Origin of the sequence: Paractinoplanes aksuensis (assembly GCF_024137025.1) — a bacterium.
Lineage (GTDB): Bacteria > Actinomycetota > Actinomycetes > Mycobacteriales > Micromonosporaceae > Actinoplanes > Actinoplanes aksuensis.
This window is the reverse complement of record NZ_JAMYJR010000029.1, coordinates 29,347-44,530: the sequence shown is the minus strand read 5'-3', so window position 1 is coordinate 44,530 and position 15,184 is coordinate 29,347. Positions and strand designations below refer to the sequence as shown.

The 15,184-nt window shown below is 72.4% G+C and carries 17 protein-coding genes; 10 read left to right on the top strand and 7 right to left on the bottom strand.

All coding sequences use genetic code 11. From position 1 onward, the window contains the following. Positions 1-22 precede the first annotated feature (22 nt). Genes M1L60_RS26565 through M1L60_RS26555 form a run of 3 tightly spaced genes read right to left on the bottom strand, consistent with a single transcriptional unit; the run spans position 23 to position 2,809 of the window. On the bottom strand, positions 23-274 hold the full coding sequence (locus M1L60_RS26565) for a type B 50S ribosomal protein L31 (RefSeq protein ID WP_253240246.1): 252 nt from the start codon (positions 272-274) through the stop codon (positions 23-25). After that, complete coding sequence (locus tag M1L60_RS26560) at positions 271-2,130, bottom strand: sensor histidine kinase (RefSeq protein WP_253240245.1); 1,860 nt, start codon at positions 2,128-2,130, stop codon at positions 271-273. Before M1L60_RS26560 ends, M1L60_RS26565 begins: the two co-directional genes overlap by 4 nt. Next, positions 2,123-2,809 (bottom strand): response regulator transcription factor, encoded by a 687-nt coding sequence (locus M1L60_RS26555; protein WP_253240244.1) that lies wholly within the window; start codon positions 2,807-2,809, stop codon positions 2,123-2,125. The genes M1L60_RS26560 and M1L60_RS26555 overlap by 8 nt, the downstream gene beginning before the upstream one ends. Positions 2,810-2,910: 101 nt before the next feature. Between M1L60_RS26555 and M1L60_RS26550 the strand changes: the two genes are divergently transcribed. The 7 genes from M1L60_RS26550 to M1L60_RS26520 are packed head-to-tail and all read left to right on the top strand — an operon-like array spanning position 2,911 to position 9,373. Continuing rightward, positions 2,911-3,438 carry a hypothetical protein gene (locus M1L60_RS26550; protein WP_253240243.1) on the top strand — a complete coding sequence of 176 codons (528 nt, stop codon included), beginning with the start codon at positions 2,911-2,913 and terminating at the stop codon, positions 3,436-3,438. Beyond that, on the top strand, positions 3,425-4,447 hold the full coding sequence (locus M1L60_RS26545) for a peptidoglycan-binding domain-containing protein (RefSeq protein WP_253240242.1): 1,023 nt from the start codon (positions 3,425-3,427) through the stop codon (positions 4,445-4,447). Before M1L60_RS26550 ends, M1L60_RS26545 begins: the two co-directional genes overlap by 14 nt. Further along, positions 4,444-5,106 carry an ABC transporter ATP-binding protein gene (locus M1L60_RS26540; protein ID WP_253240241.1) on the top strand — a complete coding sequence of 221 codons (663 nt, stop codon included), beginning with the start codon at positions 4,444-4,446 and terminating at the stop codon, positions 5,104-5,106. The genes M1L60_RS26545 and M1L60_RS26540 overlap by 4 nt, the downstream gene beginning before the upstream one ends. Next, entirely contained in the window at positions 5,103-6,254 is a 1,152-nt protein-coding gene (locus M1L60_RS26535; RefSeq protein ID WP_253240240.1) for an ABC transporter permease, read from the top strand. Before M1L60_RS26540 ends, M1L60_RS26535 begins: the two co-directional genes overlap by 4 nt. A 29-nt stretch (positions 6,255-6,283) precedes the next feature. Further along, positions 6,284-6,895 carry a flavodoxin family protein gene (locus tag M1L60_RS26530; RefSeq protein ID WP_253240239.1) on the top strand — a complete coding sequence of 204 codons (612 nt, stop codon included), beginning with the start codon at positions 6,284-6,286 and terminating at the stop codon, positions 6,893-6,895. A gap of 49 nt (positions 6,896-6,944) precedes the next feature. Then, positions 6,945-7,718: a cyclase family protein gene (locus tag M1L60_RS26525; RefSeq protein WP_253240238.1), complete on the top strand. Its 774-nt coding sequence runs from the start codon at positions 6,945-6,947 to the stop codon at positions 7,716-7,718. Continuing rightward, positions 7,715-9,373, top strand: coding sequence for a thiamine pyrophosphate-binding protein (locus M1L60_RS26520; RefSeq protein ID WP_253240237.1), 1,659 nt, complete (start codon positions 7,715-7,717; stop codon positions 9,371-9,373). Before M1L60_RS26525 ends, M1L60_RS26520 begins: the two co-directional genes overlap by 4 nt. Positions 9,374-9,396: 23 nt before the next feature. Here the strand turns inward: M1L60_RS26520 and M1L60_RS26515 are convergent, their stop codons facing one another. After that, complete coding sequence (locus M1L60_RS26515) at positions 9,397-9,744, bottom strand: STAS domain-containing protein (protein ID WP_253240236.1); 348 nt, start codon at positions 9,742-9,744, stop codon at positions 9,397-9,399. A 113-nt stretch (positions 9,745-9,857) separates the two neighbouring features. On the opposite strand from M1L60_RS26515, the gene M1L60_RS26510 reads away from it, so the two are divergent. Further along, positions 9,858-10,523: a hypothetical protein gene (locus M1L60_RS26510; RefSeq protein ID WP_253240235.1), complete on the top strand. Its 666-nt coding sequence runs from the start codon at positions 9,858-9,860 to the stop codon at positions 10,521-10,523. Between the two features lie 3 nt (positions 10,524-10,526). Here the strand turns inward: M1L60_RS26510 and M1L60_RS26505 are convergent, their stop codons facing one another. Next, positions 10,527-11,342 carry a MurR/RpiR family transcriptional regulator gene (locus tag M1L60_RS26505; protein WP_253240234.1) on the bottom strand — a complete coding sequence of 272 codons (816 nt, stop codon included), beginning with the start codon at positions 11,340-11,342 and terminating at the stop codon, positions 10,527-10,529. Between the two features lie 58 nt (positions 11,343-11,400). Here M1L60_RS26505 and M1L60_RS26500 point away from each other — a divergent pair, with 58 nt between their 5' ends. Continuing rightward, positions 11,401-12,414, top strand: a complete 1,014-nt coding sequence (locus M1L60_RS26500) for an ornithine cyclodeaminase family protein (RefSeq protein ID WP_253240233.1) — start codon at positions 11,401-11,403, stop codon at positions 12,412-12,414. After that, on the top strand, positions 12,411-13,802 hold the full coding sequence (locus M1L60_RS26495) for an aromatic amino acid lyase (RefSeq protein WP_253240232.1): 1,392 nt from the start codon (positions 12,411-12,413) through the stop codon (positions 13,800-13,802). The genes M1L60_RS26500 and M1L60_RS26495 overlap by 4 nt, the downstream gene beginning before the upstream one ends. Here the strand turns inward: M1L60_RS26495 and M1L60_RS26490 are convergent. Beyond that, positions 13,780-14,142, bottom strand: a complete 363-nt coding sequence (locus tag M1L60_RS26490; RefSeq protein WP_438862155.1) for a hypothetical protein — start codon at positions 14,140-14,142, stop codon at positions 13,780-13,782. The two genes, M1L60_RS26495 and M1L60_RS26490, sit on opposite strands and share 23 nt — an antisense overlap. A 29-nt stretch (positions 14,143-14,171) precedes the next feature. Then, a complete protein-coding gene (locus M1L60_RS26485; protein WP_253240231.1) occupies positions 14,172-15,155 on the bottom strand; it encodes a LacI family DNA-binding transcriptional regulator in 984 nt (327 codons plus the stop codon). Positions 15,156-15,184: the final 29 nt, after the last annotated feature.

The window sequence follows — 15,184 nt, the reverse complement described above, 5'->3', positions numbered from 1 at the left end:
GACGCCGGGCGTTGATGCTGTGTTACTTAGCGAACTTCGCGTACTTGTTGCGGAACTTCTGGACTCGGCCCTCGGTGTCCATGACCCGGGTCCGACCGGTCCAGAACGGGTGGCTCGCCGCCGAGATCTGCACGTCGATCACCGGATAGGTGTTCCCGTCGCTCCACTCGACCGTCTTCTCGCTGGTCTCGGTGGACCGGGTGAGGAACGCGTAGTCGGCGTTGCGGTCACGGTAGACGACGGTGTTGTAGGCGGGGTGAATGCCGTTCTTCATGTCTCTGTCCTCCTGGGGAGTGCGTTGGTCTCAACCACGGACCCACCCCGGTTATTTCCACCCTCTCCAAGACTTATCGTGAAGCTCGAGCCGCGCCCGTATGTGCTGGTCACGGTGGCTTTCCCGCCGTGCGCCTCGGCCAGTTTGCGCACGATCGAGAGACCCAGGCCACTTCCGCCCGTACGCCGGTTGCGGCTCTTGTCGGCCCGCCAGAAGCGCTCGAAAATCAGCTCCTGGTGCTCGGCCGCGATGCCCTCCCCGGTGTCCGCGACATTGATCGAGGTCAAACCCTTTTCGGTACGCGCGGAAAGCGTCACCCGTCCACCGGCCGGAGTGTGCCGAATGGCGTTGGCCACGAGGTTCCCGACGGCCTGCCGCAACCGCACCGGGTCGGCCTGCAGGATCCCCGCCGACGGTTCGACCACCAGCTCGACCCCGGCCCGGTCGGCCGAAGCCGCGAACGCGTCGGCCGTCGACCGCAGCAGGTCGTCCACCGCAACCGCCGACCGTGTCAGCCGCAACTCCCCGGCGTCGAACGCGGCCAGGTCCTGCAAGTCGTCGATGACATGCTGTAGCAAAAGCGCTTCCTCGAGCAGGGACGAGGTCAGCTCCCGGTCGAGCGGCACCACGCCCTCGTCGGCCGCCTCGAGCCAGCCCCGGATGTTGGTCACCGGCGTGCGCATCTCGTGCGCCACGTCGCCGACCATGGCCCGCCGCAGCTGTTCGACCTCGTGCCGGCGCTCGGCCATGGCGTTGAAGGCCGTGCCGAGCCGGGCGATCTCGTCGCGGCCGGTCACCGCGACCCGGGTGCCGTCGTCGCCGTCGCGCATCCGCCCGGCCGCCGCCGTCAGCGCCCGCAACGGCCGGACCATCCGCACGCCGACCAGCGCCGTCACGCCCACCGCGAGCAGCAGCACCAGGCCCGCGACGCCGATGACCCGGTTCCGGTTGCCCGGCGACAGGTCGAAGCTGGGCCCCGCGGGTGCGCCCGGGGTGGTGACGAAGAGCAACGCCGCCGGGGCCACGTAACCGGCCAACTGCTCGCGACGCGACGCCGCCAGGCAGTCGGCGACCGCCCCGGCCCGGCTCTCCCCGGCCCGCGCTGCGGCCTGGTCGGCCCAGGTCCAGGTGTTGTCCAGACCGACCCGTACGGCGGGCAGCCGTTGACGTTTCAGACAGGCCCCGACCAGCGTGTTCAGACGGCCGAGGGCCCGCTTCTCGGTCGCGGTCGGCTCGGCCAGCGCGGCTCGGGGACGGGCGCAGGCCAGATCGGTCGAGAGATCGGTGCCGGGAGTGTCGATGCGGGGGCGGCCGCTGGGCTGGTCGACGACCACGGCCGTCCGGAAGACGGACTCTTGCTGTTCGGCGGCCGGGCCGGCCGGTGGCTCGCGCAGGCAACCGGCCACCCGGTCGGCGACGATCCGCAGGTCGGCCCGCTCGGCCGCGGTCAGCCGGAACGGGCCCACGGCCCGGTCGTCGATGCGGTCGTCGTGGGCCGAGGGCAGCAGGTCGGGGTCGACGCCGAGCGCGTCGACCGTCGCCGAGACGCGGGGCGGCAGCGCGCCCGACGCGGAATCGGCCAGCGGCCCCCGGACCCGGTCGGTCAGGGCGATGCGATGGCCCGTACGGGAAGCGAGGTCGTCGACCAGGGGGCCGACGCCGGACCAGTCCCGGTGGGTGGCAGCGTAGCCGAGCAGCGCGTCGTAGATCCGCGCGTCGTCGGTGAGCGCCTGCACCTGCTCCTGCTGGATGGCCCGGGTCGTGGTGCGGACGGCCAGCCACGCGGTCGCGGCCACGGAGAGCACCGAGACCACGACCGACAACGCGAGCAGCCGTAGCAGCAAGTGGCTACGCATCGGCGAGTTTGTAGCCGACGCCGTAGACGGTCAGTAGCCGTACGGGATTCTGCGGGTCGGCCTCGATCTTGCGGCGCAGATTCATCACGTGCACGTCGACCGTGCGGGCGGTCACGTACGAGTCGTAGCCGTGCAGGTGCCGCAGCAGCTGCTCGCGTGTGAAGACCCGCCCGGGCTCGGCGACCAGGGCGTGCAGCAACTGGAACTCACCGGGTGTGCAGGTGATCGGCCTGCCGTCGGCCCGCACCTCATGGCGTACGGGATCGACCTGAAGATTTCCCTGCCGCAGCACCGGATCGGCGGGCCGGTCGGTGGGCCGGCTCCGGCGCAGCAGAGTTCGCACCCGGGCCGCGAGCTCGCGCGGGCTGTACGGCTTGGTCATGTAGTCGTCGGCCCCGAGGTCGAGCCCGAGCAGCAGGTCGTCCTCGCCGCCGCGCGCGGTCAGCACGAGGATCGGCAGGTCGGAGTCGCGGCGCAGGATCCGGCACACGTCGAGCCCGTCCACCCGCGGCATCATGACGTCGAGGATCAGCAGGTCGGGCGGGTTGCGGCGGGCCTCGTCGAGCGCGGCCCGGCCGTCGGGGACGACCAGCACGGCGTGGTTCTCGTGCTCGAGGTAGCGCCGCAGCAGCTCGGCCTGCTTGGGATCGTCCTCCGCGACCAGCAGATATGCGCACACGGCGGCGAGTCTAGGCCGGGCCGGCGAGCCGAATCGGGTGAGAACGGCAGTACTACCGGATCACAACAGGTCTCTGACAAGTGGCGGCCAGAGTCCCGGCCATGTCTCGATACCTTCTGCTCGCCGTCGTGCTGCTCGGGGCCTGTTCCACGCCGGTCGAGCAAGATCAAGTTGCCACGCTGGCGAGCGCGCCTCCGGTCGCCGGCGCGCCCGCCGCTGATGCGGGCCGCCCTCAGCTGCGACTCGACACCAGCGACGAGGAGGCCCAGCGCTTCTGGACCGCGTACGACGACTGCCTGGTCGCCAATGGGGTCAAGGTCAACCCGGTCGACCAGCCGGGACCGGCCGGGCCGGGGCGGCGCCTCGACCAGAGCGGCGAGCCCAAGTCGGCGTACGTGGCCTGCAAGGGAAAGCTGCCGTTGCAGCCGCCGGAGCTGGACGACCAGATCAACCCGCAGTACGCCGCCCAGTGGAACGACAACGTGCGGTGCCTGCGCGCGCACGGGCTCATGGTGCACGCGACCGAGCCGGGTTCGTGGACGTACGACGACGGCGACCACCCGATCCCCGCCAACCAGGACGAGCTGGAGAAGTCCTGCCTGCTGGAGGCGTTCGGTGGGAAGAAGTAGGGTCGTCGCCCCGGTCGTGGCGGCGGTGCTGCTGGTCGGCGGCGGGGCGTACGCCGTGGTGCGCCACCGGCCGGCGCCGGCCTCGTCCGAGGTCGAGCCGGTCCTGGCCACAACACAGATCGAACGGGTCGACCTGACCGACGCGCGACTGCTGCCGGGCACGCTCGGGTTCGGCTCGGCGCGCACGCTCAAGGGCGCGGGCGACGGGGTGATCACCAAGCTCCCCGCGGCCGGCACGTCGGTGACGCGGGGAAAGAAGCTGTTCCGCGTCGACGACCAGCCGGTGGTCGTGTTCTACGGCAGCACGCCGATGTTCCGGGCGATCGACAAGGTCGGGCTGACCGGCAGCGACGTCCGCCAGCTGCGGCGGAACCTGAACGCGCTCGGTTACCGCACCTGGGCCCGCGATTCGTCCGAAGTCGATCAGCCGTTGCTCGACGCGCTGAAGCGCTGGCAGAAGCACCTCGATCTGCCCACGCCGGGCGTCCTGCGACCGGGTCAGGTGGTCGTCGTCGACGGCCCGGGGCGGGTCGACACAGTGACCGCCGCGCTGGGCGATCCGGCGGCCGAGCCGGTGCTGACGATGACAAGCACGACCAAGGTCGTCACCGTGCCCATGAGCCCGACCGAAGCCGGCACGGTGCGTACGGGAACGAAGGTGACTGTCGTGATGCCCGACGGGAAGTCGGTGGCCGGCAGTGTCACCGCCGTCAGCCGTACGGTGAGTGAGTCCCAGGACGGCGCGCCACCCGAAGTGACCGTGGTCGTGAAGCCCGCGAAGGCCGATCACGACGCGGCCCCGGTCCAGGTGCGGCTGACCACGATCACCCGCCGGAACGTGCTGGCCGTCCCGGTCGGCGCGCTGGTGGCGCTGCGCGAGGGCGGATATGCCCTGCAACGCCCCGACGGTTCGCTGGTCCCGGCCAAGATCGGTGTCTTCGCGCGCGGTCTGGTCGAGGTCAGCGGTTCCGCGCTGACCGAAGGCGCGACCGTGGTGACCACGCCGTGACCGCCGTCCTGGATCTCGCCGGGGTCAGCCGGGTCTACCCCGGCGGCGTGAAAGCCCTCGACGACGTCACATTGACGATCAGCCGCGGCGAACTGGTGGGAGTGGTCGGCCCGTCCGGCTCCGGCAAATCGACGCTGCTCAACGTCATGGGCACGCTCGACCGTCCGACGACCGGCACGATCCGCCTCGGCGGCGACGATGTGACGACGTACAAAGACGGCGCTCTCTCCACGCTGCGGGCCCGCCGCCTCGGGTTCGTCTTCCAGCAGTTCCACCTGGCCGACACGCTCACCGCGGTCGAGAACGTCCAGACCGGTCTGCTGTACGCCGGTGTGCCGCGCCGCCGCCGGCGGGAGCTCGCGACCCAGGCCCTGGACCGGGTCGGCCTCACCCACCGGCTCGGCCACCGCCCGCACCAGCTCTCCGGCGGCGAGAAACAGCGGGTGGCCATCGCCCGTGCCCTGGCCGGCTCGCCCGACCTGGTGCTGGCCGACGAGCCCACCGGCGCGCTCGACTCGGCCAACGGCGAGGCCGTGCTCGCCCTGCTGACCACGCTCAACGCCGAGGGCGCGACCATCGTGGTGATCACCCACGACCGCGACATCGCGGCCCGCCTCCCCCGCCAGGTGGTCATGCACGACGGCCGGGTGATTCGGTGATCCTCGACCTGCTCGACCTGGGCCTGCAGGGGGTGCGCGCCCGCAAGGCCCGGGCCGCCATGTCCGCGCTGGGCATCGCCATCGGCGTGGCCACGATGATCGTCGTCACCGGCATCCCGGCCGCCAGCCAGAAGGCGCTCGACGACCGCCTGGCCGCCCTGGGCAGCAACATGCTGCGGGCCGCCCCCGTCTCGGCCGGCGGTCAACCGTCGCCGCTGCCGGCCGAGTCGGTCGACATGGTCGCCCGGGTGGCTCCCGTGACCGAGGTCAGCGCGGTGGCCAACGTGCACGCCGTGGTGCGCCGCTCGGATCTGGTCGACCCGTTCGACGGCTCGGGCCTCACGGTGCTGGCCGGCCGCACCGACCTGCTGGCCGCGGTCAACGGCCAGGTCGCCCGCGGCAGCTTCCTCACGGCCTCGACCGCGGCGTTCCCGACGGTCGTACTGGGCGCCGAGGCCGCCGCCCGCCTGGGCTCACCCCCGCAGGTGAGCATCGGCAACCGCTGGTTCACCGTGATCGGCACGCTCGAGCCGGTGCCGCTGGCCCCCGACCTCGACCAGTCGGTGATCGTCGGCTGGGCCGCCGCGCGCAGCCTGCTCGCCTTCGACGGCCACCCCACAGTGCTTTACGTACGCTGCCAGGAGCGCGCCCTGGAGGACGTGCGCGCGGTCCTGCCCGCCACCATCAACCCCGCGTTGCCCGGACTGGTGCAGGTCAGCCGCCCCTCGGACGCCCTCACAGCCAAGCGGGCGGCCGCCGAGACGTTCGGCTCCCTGCTGCTGGCCCTGGCCGGGGTGTCCCTGCTCGTCGGCGGTGTCGGCGTGGCCAACACGATGATCGTCGCCGTGCTGGAACGCCGCCGCGAGATCGGCCTGCGCCGGGCCCTGGGCGCGCACCGCAGCCACATCCGCCTGCAGTTCCTCACCGAATCGACAATCCTGTCCCTGCTGGGCGGCATCACCGGCGCGGCCGCCGGCCTGGCGGCGACGGCGGGGTACGCGTGGTACCAGGGCTGGCCCCCGGTCGTACCGGCTTGGACCGTCGTCGCAGGCCTGGCCGGCGCCCTGGTCATCGGGGTGGTGGCCGGCCTCTACCCGGCCATGCGCGCGGCCCGGTTGCTGCCCACCGAGGCCCTGCAGGGAGTTTGATCGCCCCCGCACCGGGCACGCACCGGACCATGACAACGTTGCGTGCCCTGGTGCTGGGCTGTTCCCTCAAGTCGGGCCCGCAGGAATCGAGCAGCGACCTGCTGGGCCGCCAGATCCTCGACGCCCTGGCCGACCACGACGTGGACGGCGACCTGATCCGCGTGGCCGACCAGAACATCAAGTTCGGCGTGAGCACCGACGAGGGCGACGGCGACGGCTGGCCCGCCGTCCGGGAAAAGATCCTGGCCGCCCAGATCCTGGTCATCGCCACCCCCATCTGGCTGGGCCAGCCTTCCAGCGTGGCCAAAATGGTGCTGGAACGCCTCGACGCCGAACTGTCGGAGACCGACGCCCGCGGCCGCCCCTCCATGTACGACAAGGTCGCCGCAGTCGGCGTCGTCGGCAACGAGGACGGCGCCCACCACACCGTCGCCGAGGTCATCCAGGCCCTCAACGACGTCGGCTTCACCATCCCCGCCGCCGGCTCCGCCTACTGGGTCGGCGAGGCCCTGGGCAAAGTCGACTACAAAGACGCCGGCCCCAAGCCCGACACCACCGGCGCCTCGGTCAAGGACCTCGCCGCCAACGCCGCCCACCTGGCCCACGCCCTGGCCGCGACGCCCTACCCAGCCGGCCAGTGAGCGTCGTAGTCTGCTCGCGTCGTGGCGGTGATCACAGGGCGGAGCAGTCGTGGGCATTCTCAGTCAGCTGGTGGACGCGGTGCGGACCGGGTCGGTGGAGGTTGTGGACCTGACTGCGCCGTTGTCCAGTGAGACGCCGATTCTGCAGTTGCCGCCGCCGTTCGCGAACACGATCCCGTTTGGTCTGGAGGAGATCAGCCGGTACGACGACCGGGGGCCGGCCTGGTACTGGAACAACATTCACACGGGGGAGCACACCGGCACGCACCTCGATGCGCCGGTGCATTGGGTGACTGCCAAGGACGGCCGGGACGTCTCGCAGATCCCGCCCATGGAACTGGTCGCGCCGGCGGCGGTCATCGACGTGTCGGAGCGGGTGGCCGACGACCACGACTTTTTGCTCGAGATCGCCGATGTCCGGGCCTGGGAGGCCACGCACGGGGCGCTTCCGGCCGGTGGGTGGCTTCTGGTGCGTACGGGGTGGGACGCCCGTTCCGCCGGCCAGGCCGACTATCTCAACGCGAACGACACCGGGCCGCACACGCCGGGCATCTCGGTCGAGTGTGCCAAGTGGCTGGCCGAGGAGGCGCCGGTCATCGGCGTCGGGGTCGAGACGGTCGGCACCGATGCGGGGCAGGCGTTCGGGTTCGACCCGGCGTTCCCCTGCCATTCGTACGTGCTCGGGGCGGGCAAGTACGGCCTGACCCAGCTGCAGAATCTGGCCGTCCTCCCGCCCACCGGCGCTGTCGTGATCGCCGCGCCGCTGCCCATCGTGGGCGGCTCGGGCAGTCCGACGCGGGTGCTGGCCCTGGTCGAACGGTGAACGTCGCCGAGGTCGTCGGGGCCACCCTGGCCGGGCTCGGCGCGACGCACGTGTTCGGGGTGGTCGGCAGCGGCAACTTCCACGTGACCAACGCGCTGGTCGCGCACGGCGTCCGGTTCGTGGCGACCCGGCACGAGGGCGGGGCGGCCACCGCGGCCGACGCCTTCGCCCGGGTGTCGGGGCAGGTCGGGCTGGTCAGCGTGCATCAGGGGTGTGGCCTCACGAACGCGATGACCGGGCTGGCCGAGGCGGCCAAGAGCCGTACGCCGATGATTGTTCTGGCCGCCGAGCCGGCTGCCTCGGCCCTGCGGTCGAACTTCCGGGTCGACCAGGACGCGCTGGCTGTGGCCGTGGGGGCGTCGAGCGAGCGGGTGCGCAGCGCGGCCACCGCCGTTGCCGACACCGTACGAGCCTGGCGCGTGGCGGCCGACGAGCGCCGAACCGTCGTCCTCAACCTGCCCCTGGACGTGCAGGCCACGCCCGCCGAGTTGACCGCCCCGCCGGAGCCTGTCCGGATCTCGCCACCCCGCGCGTCCGACGAGGCCGTCGGCGAGCTGCGCGACCTGTTGGCCGGCGCGGAACGGCCGGTGTTCATCGCGGGCCGGGGCGCCCTCGACGCGCGTGCGCCGCTGGAGGCGCTGGCCGCCGCCTACGGGGCGCTGCTCGCCACCTCAGCCGTGGCCCGCGGGTTGTTCGCGGGAAACCCGTGGAGCCTGGACGTGTCGGGCGGTTTCGCCACCCCGCTGGCGGCCGATCTGATCGGAGCCGCCGACGTCGTGGTGGCGTGGGGCGCATCGCTGAACATGTGGACCACCCGGCACGGTCGGCTGCTCGAAAGGGCGACGGTCGTGCAGGTCGACCTCGAGCCGGGCACCCACCATGCAGTCACCCTGGGCGTCACCGGCGATGTCGCCGCCACGGCCCAGGCCCTGCTGAACGCCACGGCGGGTGTGGAGCCGCCGGAATCGCGGTTTCCGTCGGTGCCGGGAGAGAGGGCCGGTTACCGCACCGCCGATGTCCTGGAGCGGATCGTCGCCGAGGGCCGGTGGCGCGACGTGTCGTACGACGACGACGGCGACGCCACCCACATCGACCCGCGGACGTTGAGCATCGCGCTCGACGACCTGATCCCGCGCGAACGCGTCGTGGCCGTCGACTCCGGCAACTTCATGGGCTACCCGTCGACGTACCTGTCCGTTCCGGATCAGCGCGGCTTCTGCTTCACCCAGGCGTTCCAGTCGATCGGCCTGGGCCTGGCCAGCGCGCTCGGCGCCGCCCTGGCCGCACCCGGCCGCGTGCCCGTGGCGGCCTGCGGCGACGGCGGCTTCCTGATGAGCATCGCCGAGCTGGAAACGGTGCGCCGCCTCGGCCTGGGCCTGCTGATCGTGATCTACAACGATGAGGCGTACGGGGCCGAGGTGCACCACTTCGGGCCGCACGGCCACCCCTTGGCCACGGTTACGTTCCCCGAGACCGACCTGGCCGCGATCGCCCGCGGTTATGGCTGCGAGGCCGTGACCGTACGCCATCCGGCCGATCTGGCCCCGGTCGCCGCCTGGCTGGCCGGCCCGCGCGAGGTCCCGATGCTGGTCGACGCCAAGGTCGCCGCCGGCCGCCCGTCCTGGTGGCTGGAGGAGGCGTTCCGCGGCCACTGATCAGGCTGTCAGCCCGTCCCTGGTCAGCCTCGGATGACCGACCCCTCGGGCACGCCGGCCAGGGCCAGGCGCGAGGCGAGTTCGGGGCCCGGGTTGACCAGGAAGACGGCCACCGCGTGGTCCTCGCCGAGCAGGCAGGCCGCGATCAGCGTGCCCACGTTGATCGGGTCGAGCGTGACGACCTCGGTCAGATCGACGACCAGCCGCAACGGCCGGACCCGCCGGACCGTGCGCACGACCAGCTGGCGCAGCTCGACCGCGCACTCCGGGCCGACGCCGCCGCGCAGCAGGATGATCACACTGCCGTCGTCCGCCGTGCGCACCTCGACCACGCCGGCCGAACCGCCAGTGGTCACCGGCTGTTCACTCACGCGATCACCATAAGACCCTTCCGCCGCCGCAGCATCCACCGCCCAGCCGATCCCGGACGGGGTGGCATGAAGGGGGGATCAGAGTTCCCGCGGCTCTCCGTAGCGTGACCGGCATGGATGTCACACGGGGATCAGTACTGCTGGCGGCGGTCGCCGTCCTGGCCACGGCGGGATGCGCGCAGGCCGGCAGCACCAACGACAACGCGGCGCCGAGGACGACGGCCAGTGCCGACAGCGGCATCGGCCGGAACCCGGCCACCGGTGGAGCCGGCGCGGCCGCTCCCACCACGACCAAGCCGGCGCCTGTCAAGAAGACGACGACGACGGCGCCGCCGCCGCCGAAGGAGACGGAAGAGGCGAGACCGGCCTGGGCCCGGCTCGTCGAGGCGTGCCCGAACAAGGGGCAGAAGGTCGAGATCCAGCAGGTCCTCGAGGGTGACGTCACCGGCGACGGCCGGGCCGACACGATCGTCGCGCGCACCTGTGAGGCGTCGACCTCGTACTGGCCGTCGACGATCGAGGTGTTCGACGGGGCGTCCGACCCGGTGCGTCCGAAGCGGATCGGGCAGCCGCTGCTGACCGAGCGGCACAAGGAGGACGAGCCGGTCGTGACCGGGCTGAGCATCAACGCCGGCATGATCGGGGTCAAGGCGTACGGCACCAGCCCGAAGGGCACCCGGGCCTGCCCCGACCTGAAGCTCTTCTACCGCTACGAGCACCAGGGCGACGGGTTCAAGCTGGTCTGGCGGGACTGGGGTCCGGGCGAGAAGTGCGAGTAGCAGTCACAGGGCCCACCGGTCGATGAGCGACTCGTGGGCCTCGAGCCGCTGCTGGGTGCGCTGCGGGTCGGTGCCGGCGATCGCGTCGAGCAGGCTGACCGCGAGCACCACGACCGCCGCGTGCGAGTCGAAGACGAGGCCGGTGCCGACGGGGGCCACCAGCAGCGCGTCGGCGTCGTCGGCGAACGGGACCAGCGGGCTGTCGGCCACGACCACCGTGGCCAGTCCGAGCTGCCGGGCCAGGCCGATGGCGGCGACGGTGGCGGCCGGGTAGCGCGGCATGGCGAACACCAGCACCGCGCTCGCCCCCTGCTCGTGCAACTGCAGCACGGCGTCGTCGAGGGTGCCGGCGTCGGTGTGCACGGACACGGCGGGCAGGGCCCGGCGCGCGAAGTAGCCGAAGTAGTCGGCCAGCGCGGCCGAGGCCCGCAGGCCGATCACGCCGAGCGGGGAGGTCGCGGCGAGCAGGCGTACGGCCGTGGCCATCGCCTCCCCGCCGAGCTCACGCCGCAGGCCCGTGACGTTGTCGATCTCTTGCCCGACCGAGTCGACGGCCCCCTGCCGCGGGGCGACCGGCGCCGACAGAACCACTTCCCGCATCGCCGTACGGAATTCGGGGTAACCGGCGAAGCCGAGCGCGGTGGCCAGGCGCGTGACAGTGGGCTGGCTGACCCCGGCCCGCTCGGCGATCTCGATGGTGGACAGGAACGCCACCTCGGGGAACATGCCGAGCATCCGCTGCACGATCTGGCGCTGGCTGGGCGACAGGCGGTTGCGCTGCGCGAGGTCGAGCAACCAGTCCTCGGCGCGAAACGTCACAACACCGCCTAGAGAGAACCTGAATACGCTGAAACACCAAGGCTATATGGTGCATGACATGATTCAGGAGATCTGGCTCCGGTTTCTCAACGGCGCCGACATCGACGCCCTGAACCTGGGCGCGGCCGACGTGATCGGCGCCGTCGAGGACGTGGTGGCCGCGCACGGCCGCGGCGAGACCGTGTTCGAACCCCGTACGCATCTCGTCCCCAACAACGGGGGCACGGGCCACTTCAACGTGCTGCGGGGCCACGTCGACAGCCTGGGCGAGCGGGGGCTGAGCGGGGTCAAGGTGGTCGGCGACTTCGTGCCGAACTACCAGCAGGGCCTGCCCAGCGAGCTCGCGCTGATGACCGTTTTCGATCCGACCAACGGCGTGCCGCTGGCAATCATGGACGCGACGCTGATCACCGAGGTGCGCACGGGCGCCATGACCGCCGTGGGCGCGAAGTATCTGGCCCGGAAGGATTCGAAGGTCCTCGGGCACGTCGGCGCGCGGGGCACGGCGTTCGCCAACGTCACCATGCTCGACAGCCTGTTCCCGCTCGAGGAGATCCGGGTCACCAGCCGCCGGCCCGAGTCGCGCGAGGCCTTCGCGGCCCGGCTGCGCGAGGTCACCGATACGCCGGTGCGCGCGGTGGCGACCGCCGACGAGGTGTTCGACGGCGCCGACATCCTGGTCGAGGCGTCCCGGCTGGAAAGACCCGAACCGCTATTGCGTACGGCGGCCGTGAAGCCCGGCGCGTTCGTCGTTCCCTACGGCACGATCAGTGCGGTGGAACTCGACCTGCTCGACGTGATGGACAAGGTGGTCGTCGACGACTGGCGCGAGTCCCGGTCGGGGCGCTTCGGCAGCCTGCGCGCGCACGTCGATACCGGGCGGCTGAGCGAGGACAGCCTGTACGCGCAGATCGGCGAGGTCGTCAGCGGGCAGAAGCCGGGCCGCGAGCGCGACGAAGAGCGCATCCTGTTCTGGCACCGCGGCCTGTCGATCCTCGACGTGGCCCTGGCCCACCTGATCCTGACCCGCGCCGAGGCCGCCGACGTGGGCACGATGCTGCGCTACCGATGAAGGTTCTGCTGCAGCAACGCGAAGACCTCGACCGTACGGTCATCGCCGCCGTCGCCCGGGCCGGCTGCCACCTCGAACTGGCCGAAGGTCTGGTCGACTCCCTGGCCGAGAGTCGCCGGGCCACGCTGGCCGACCTCGACGGCAAGATCGTGTACGGGGTGAACACCGGCATGGGCGCGATGTCGGGCCTCCGCCTCGACGCCGAGGCCCAGCGCCGCCACCAGGACAACCTCATGGTCGGACGAGCAGTCGGCTCCGCCCCCTGGCTGCGGCGCGACCAGGCCCGGGCGCTGCTGGCCGCGCGTCTGCGCTCGTTCCTGGACCCGGCCGCCGGCGTCTCGCCCGAGCTCTGCCTGGCCCTGGCCGACCTGCTCAACGCGGACGTCGTGCCGGCCGTCCCGGCCCGGGGCAGCGGCGCGGCGGGCGAGATCATCCCGCTCGCCCACGCCGGCTCGGCCCTGCTCGGCCGGGGGCAGCTGCTCGCCGGGCCCGAGCCGGCCCCCTACTCGTTCGGCCCCAAGGAGGGCGTCGCGTTCCTGGAGGGCGTCCCGGGCCTGACCGGGCTGGCCGTGCTCGGCAGCGCCGACGCCCGGGCGCTGATCCACCAGGTCGTCGTGGGCGCGGCCGCCTCGCACACCGCGATCCGGGCCAGCCTCGACCCCCTGCACCCGGCGCTGGCCGACAGCGCGGAGCTGCGGGCCGTACTGGAAAGCCTGCGGGACGGCCGCGACGGTGGCGAGCCGGGCGCGTTGCAGGCGCCCGTGTCGTTCCGGGTCACCGCACCGGCCCTGGCCGTCGCGCTGCGGGCGGTCGACACCCTGGACGCGGCGATCGACCGTTCCCTGAACGCGGTGACCGACTCCCCGGCCCATCTCGACGGCGAGTTCGTGGGCACGTTCGGCTTCGCCGGCACCGAGATCACCGCCGCGCTGGGCGCGTTGACCACGGTCCTCGTGCACCTGGCCGAGGTGGGCGCGGCCCGCCTGCACCGCCTGCTCGACGCCCGGGTCACCGGTCTGGCCCCGCAGCTCTCTCACTCCCCCGGCCTGCACGTGGGGATGGCCGCTGTCCACAAGCGAGCGGCCGGGGTGACCCACCGGTTGCGGCGCTTCGCGATCCCGGCGCTGACCGGCGCCGTCGAGACCTCGCTGGGCCAGGAGGACGTGCAGAGCTTCGGCTTCGAGGCCGCCGAGTGCCTGGACGAGGTGCTCACCGGCCTGCGTGACGTGCTCGCCTGCGAACTGCTGGCCGTCGTTCAGGCCCGGCGCCTCGGCGCGCCGTCCGGCGCGGCGCTGGACGAGCTCGACGCCGGCCTGCCGCCGGGCACCGCCGACCGTCCGTTCGGCCGCGACCTCGACCACATCGTCAACCATCTGCCCGCCGGCTGAACGCCTTCCACAGCTCGGCGTAGGTGCCGCCCGACCCGACCAGTTCGTCGTGCGTACCGGTCTCGACGATCCGGCCGTGGTCCATGACGACGATGCGGTCGCACTCGGCCGCCTGGGACAGGCGATGGGCGATGACCAGCCCGGTGCGGCCGGCCAGAGCGGCCCGGGAGGCCCGATCGAGCGGACCCGCCTGGGTGGATCCGGCCTCGGCGGTCGCCTCGTCGAGGACGGCGAGCTCCGGGTCGGCCAGCAGCAGCCGGGTGAGCGCTCGCCGCCAGCCGCCCGCTCGCCGCCCGCGCCCTTCACCGCCCGCGCCCTTCACCGCCCGCGGCGCGAGCACGGGGGCCTGGTAGGCGCCGGGTGAAGTGCTCAGCGGAGGGCGCAAGTGGAGCCGCGGACTACCAGGTCGGGGCGGAACAGGGGGGCGCCGCCGGGTGAGTCGAGCTGTTCGACGGCGGCGGTCACGATGGCGTCCTCGTCCCAGGCCATGGTGGTGAGGCCCGGTTCGACCAGGACGGCGAGCTGGTGGTCGTCGTAGCCGATCACCGAGAGGTCGTCGGGTATGCGTAGGCCGGCGTCGCGGGCGGCCCGGTAGACGGCGAACGCCAGCGAGTCGCTCAGGCAGAACACGCCGGTCGGGCGGTCACGGGCGGCCAGCAGCGACGACACCACGTCGATGGCGTCCGCGGTGGCGGCGGGCGCGGCGATGGCGACCAGCTCGATGCCGAGCGCGTCGGCGATCGACGGGGCCAGCAGCTGGGCCGGGCGTCCGGGCGTGGACGGGAGCGCGGGTGCGAGCAGGCCGACCCGCCGATGGCCGAGCTCGGCCAGGTGGGCGAATGCTGTCCGCACTCCGTACTCGTTGTCGAACAGCACGCTGCTCGAGCCCGGGCGACCGATCAGCGCGTCGCCGATCGAGACGACCGCGACCGACGGATCCAGCAGCCGCCAGTAGTCGGCTGTGGGGTCGACCGGCGAGACCAGCGCGCCGTCGACCCGCTGGGCGGCGAACTGCTCGACGATGCGGCGTTCGAGTTCCGGGTCGGCATCGGCGTCGGCGATTGTCGCGAACCGGCCCTCGCGGCGCAGGGCCCGGGTCAGCAGCACCGAGAAGTCCTGTTGCCAGAGGTCACGCAAGGAGCCCGAGACCCCGACCCATCCGGTCCGGCCGGAGGCCAGGGCGCGGGCGATCGGGTCGACCGTGTAGCCGAGCTCGTCGGCCAGCTCACGGACCCGCTGGATGGTCGCCGGCGAACCGCGCAGACCCCGCAACGCGTACGAGGTGGCCGCCAGCGACAGGCCCGCCGCGGTGGCCAGGTCCTGCAGCGTCCGTCGCCCGGGCTGCCTCGACACCGGCCGACAGTAACACCGGCCGGCCCGCC

Excerpts from the sequence above, each read along its gene's own strand:
- M1L60_RS26565 (WP_253240246.1), bottom strand. The coding sequence starts at position 274 with ATGAAGAACGGCATTCACCCCGCCTACAACACCGTCGTCTACCGTGAC.
- M1L60_RS26510 (WP_253240235.1), top strand. The coding sequence starts at position 9,858 with ATGGATGTCACACGGGGATCAGTACTGCTGGCGGCGGTCGCCGTCCTG.
- M1L60_RS26495 (WP_253240232.1), top strand. The coding sequence starts at position 12,411 with ATGAAGGTTCTGCTGCAGCAACGCGAAGACCTCGACCGTACGGTCATC.
- M1L60_RS26560 (WP_253240245.1), bottom strand. The coding sequence starts at position 2,130 with ATGCGTAGCCACTTGCTGCTACGGCTGCTCGCGTTGTCGGTCGTGGTC.
- M1L60_RS26550 (WP_253240243.1), top strand. The coding sequence starts at position 2,911 with ATGTCTCGATACCTTCTGCTCGCCGTCGTGCTGCTCGGGGCCTGTTCC.
- M1L60_RS26500 (WP_253240233.1), top strand. The coding sequence starts at position 11,401 with ATGATTCAGGAGATCTGGCTCCGGTTTCTCAACGGCGCCGACATCGAC.
- M1L60_RS26530 (WP_253240239.1), top strand. The coding sequence starts at position 6,284 with ATGACAACGTTGCGTGCCCTGGTGCTGGGCTGTTCCCTCAAGTCGGGC.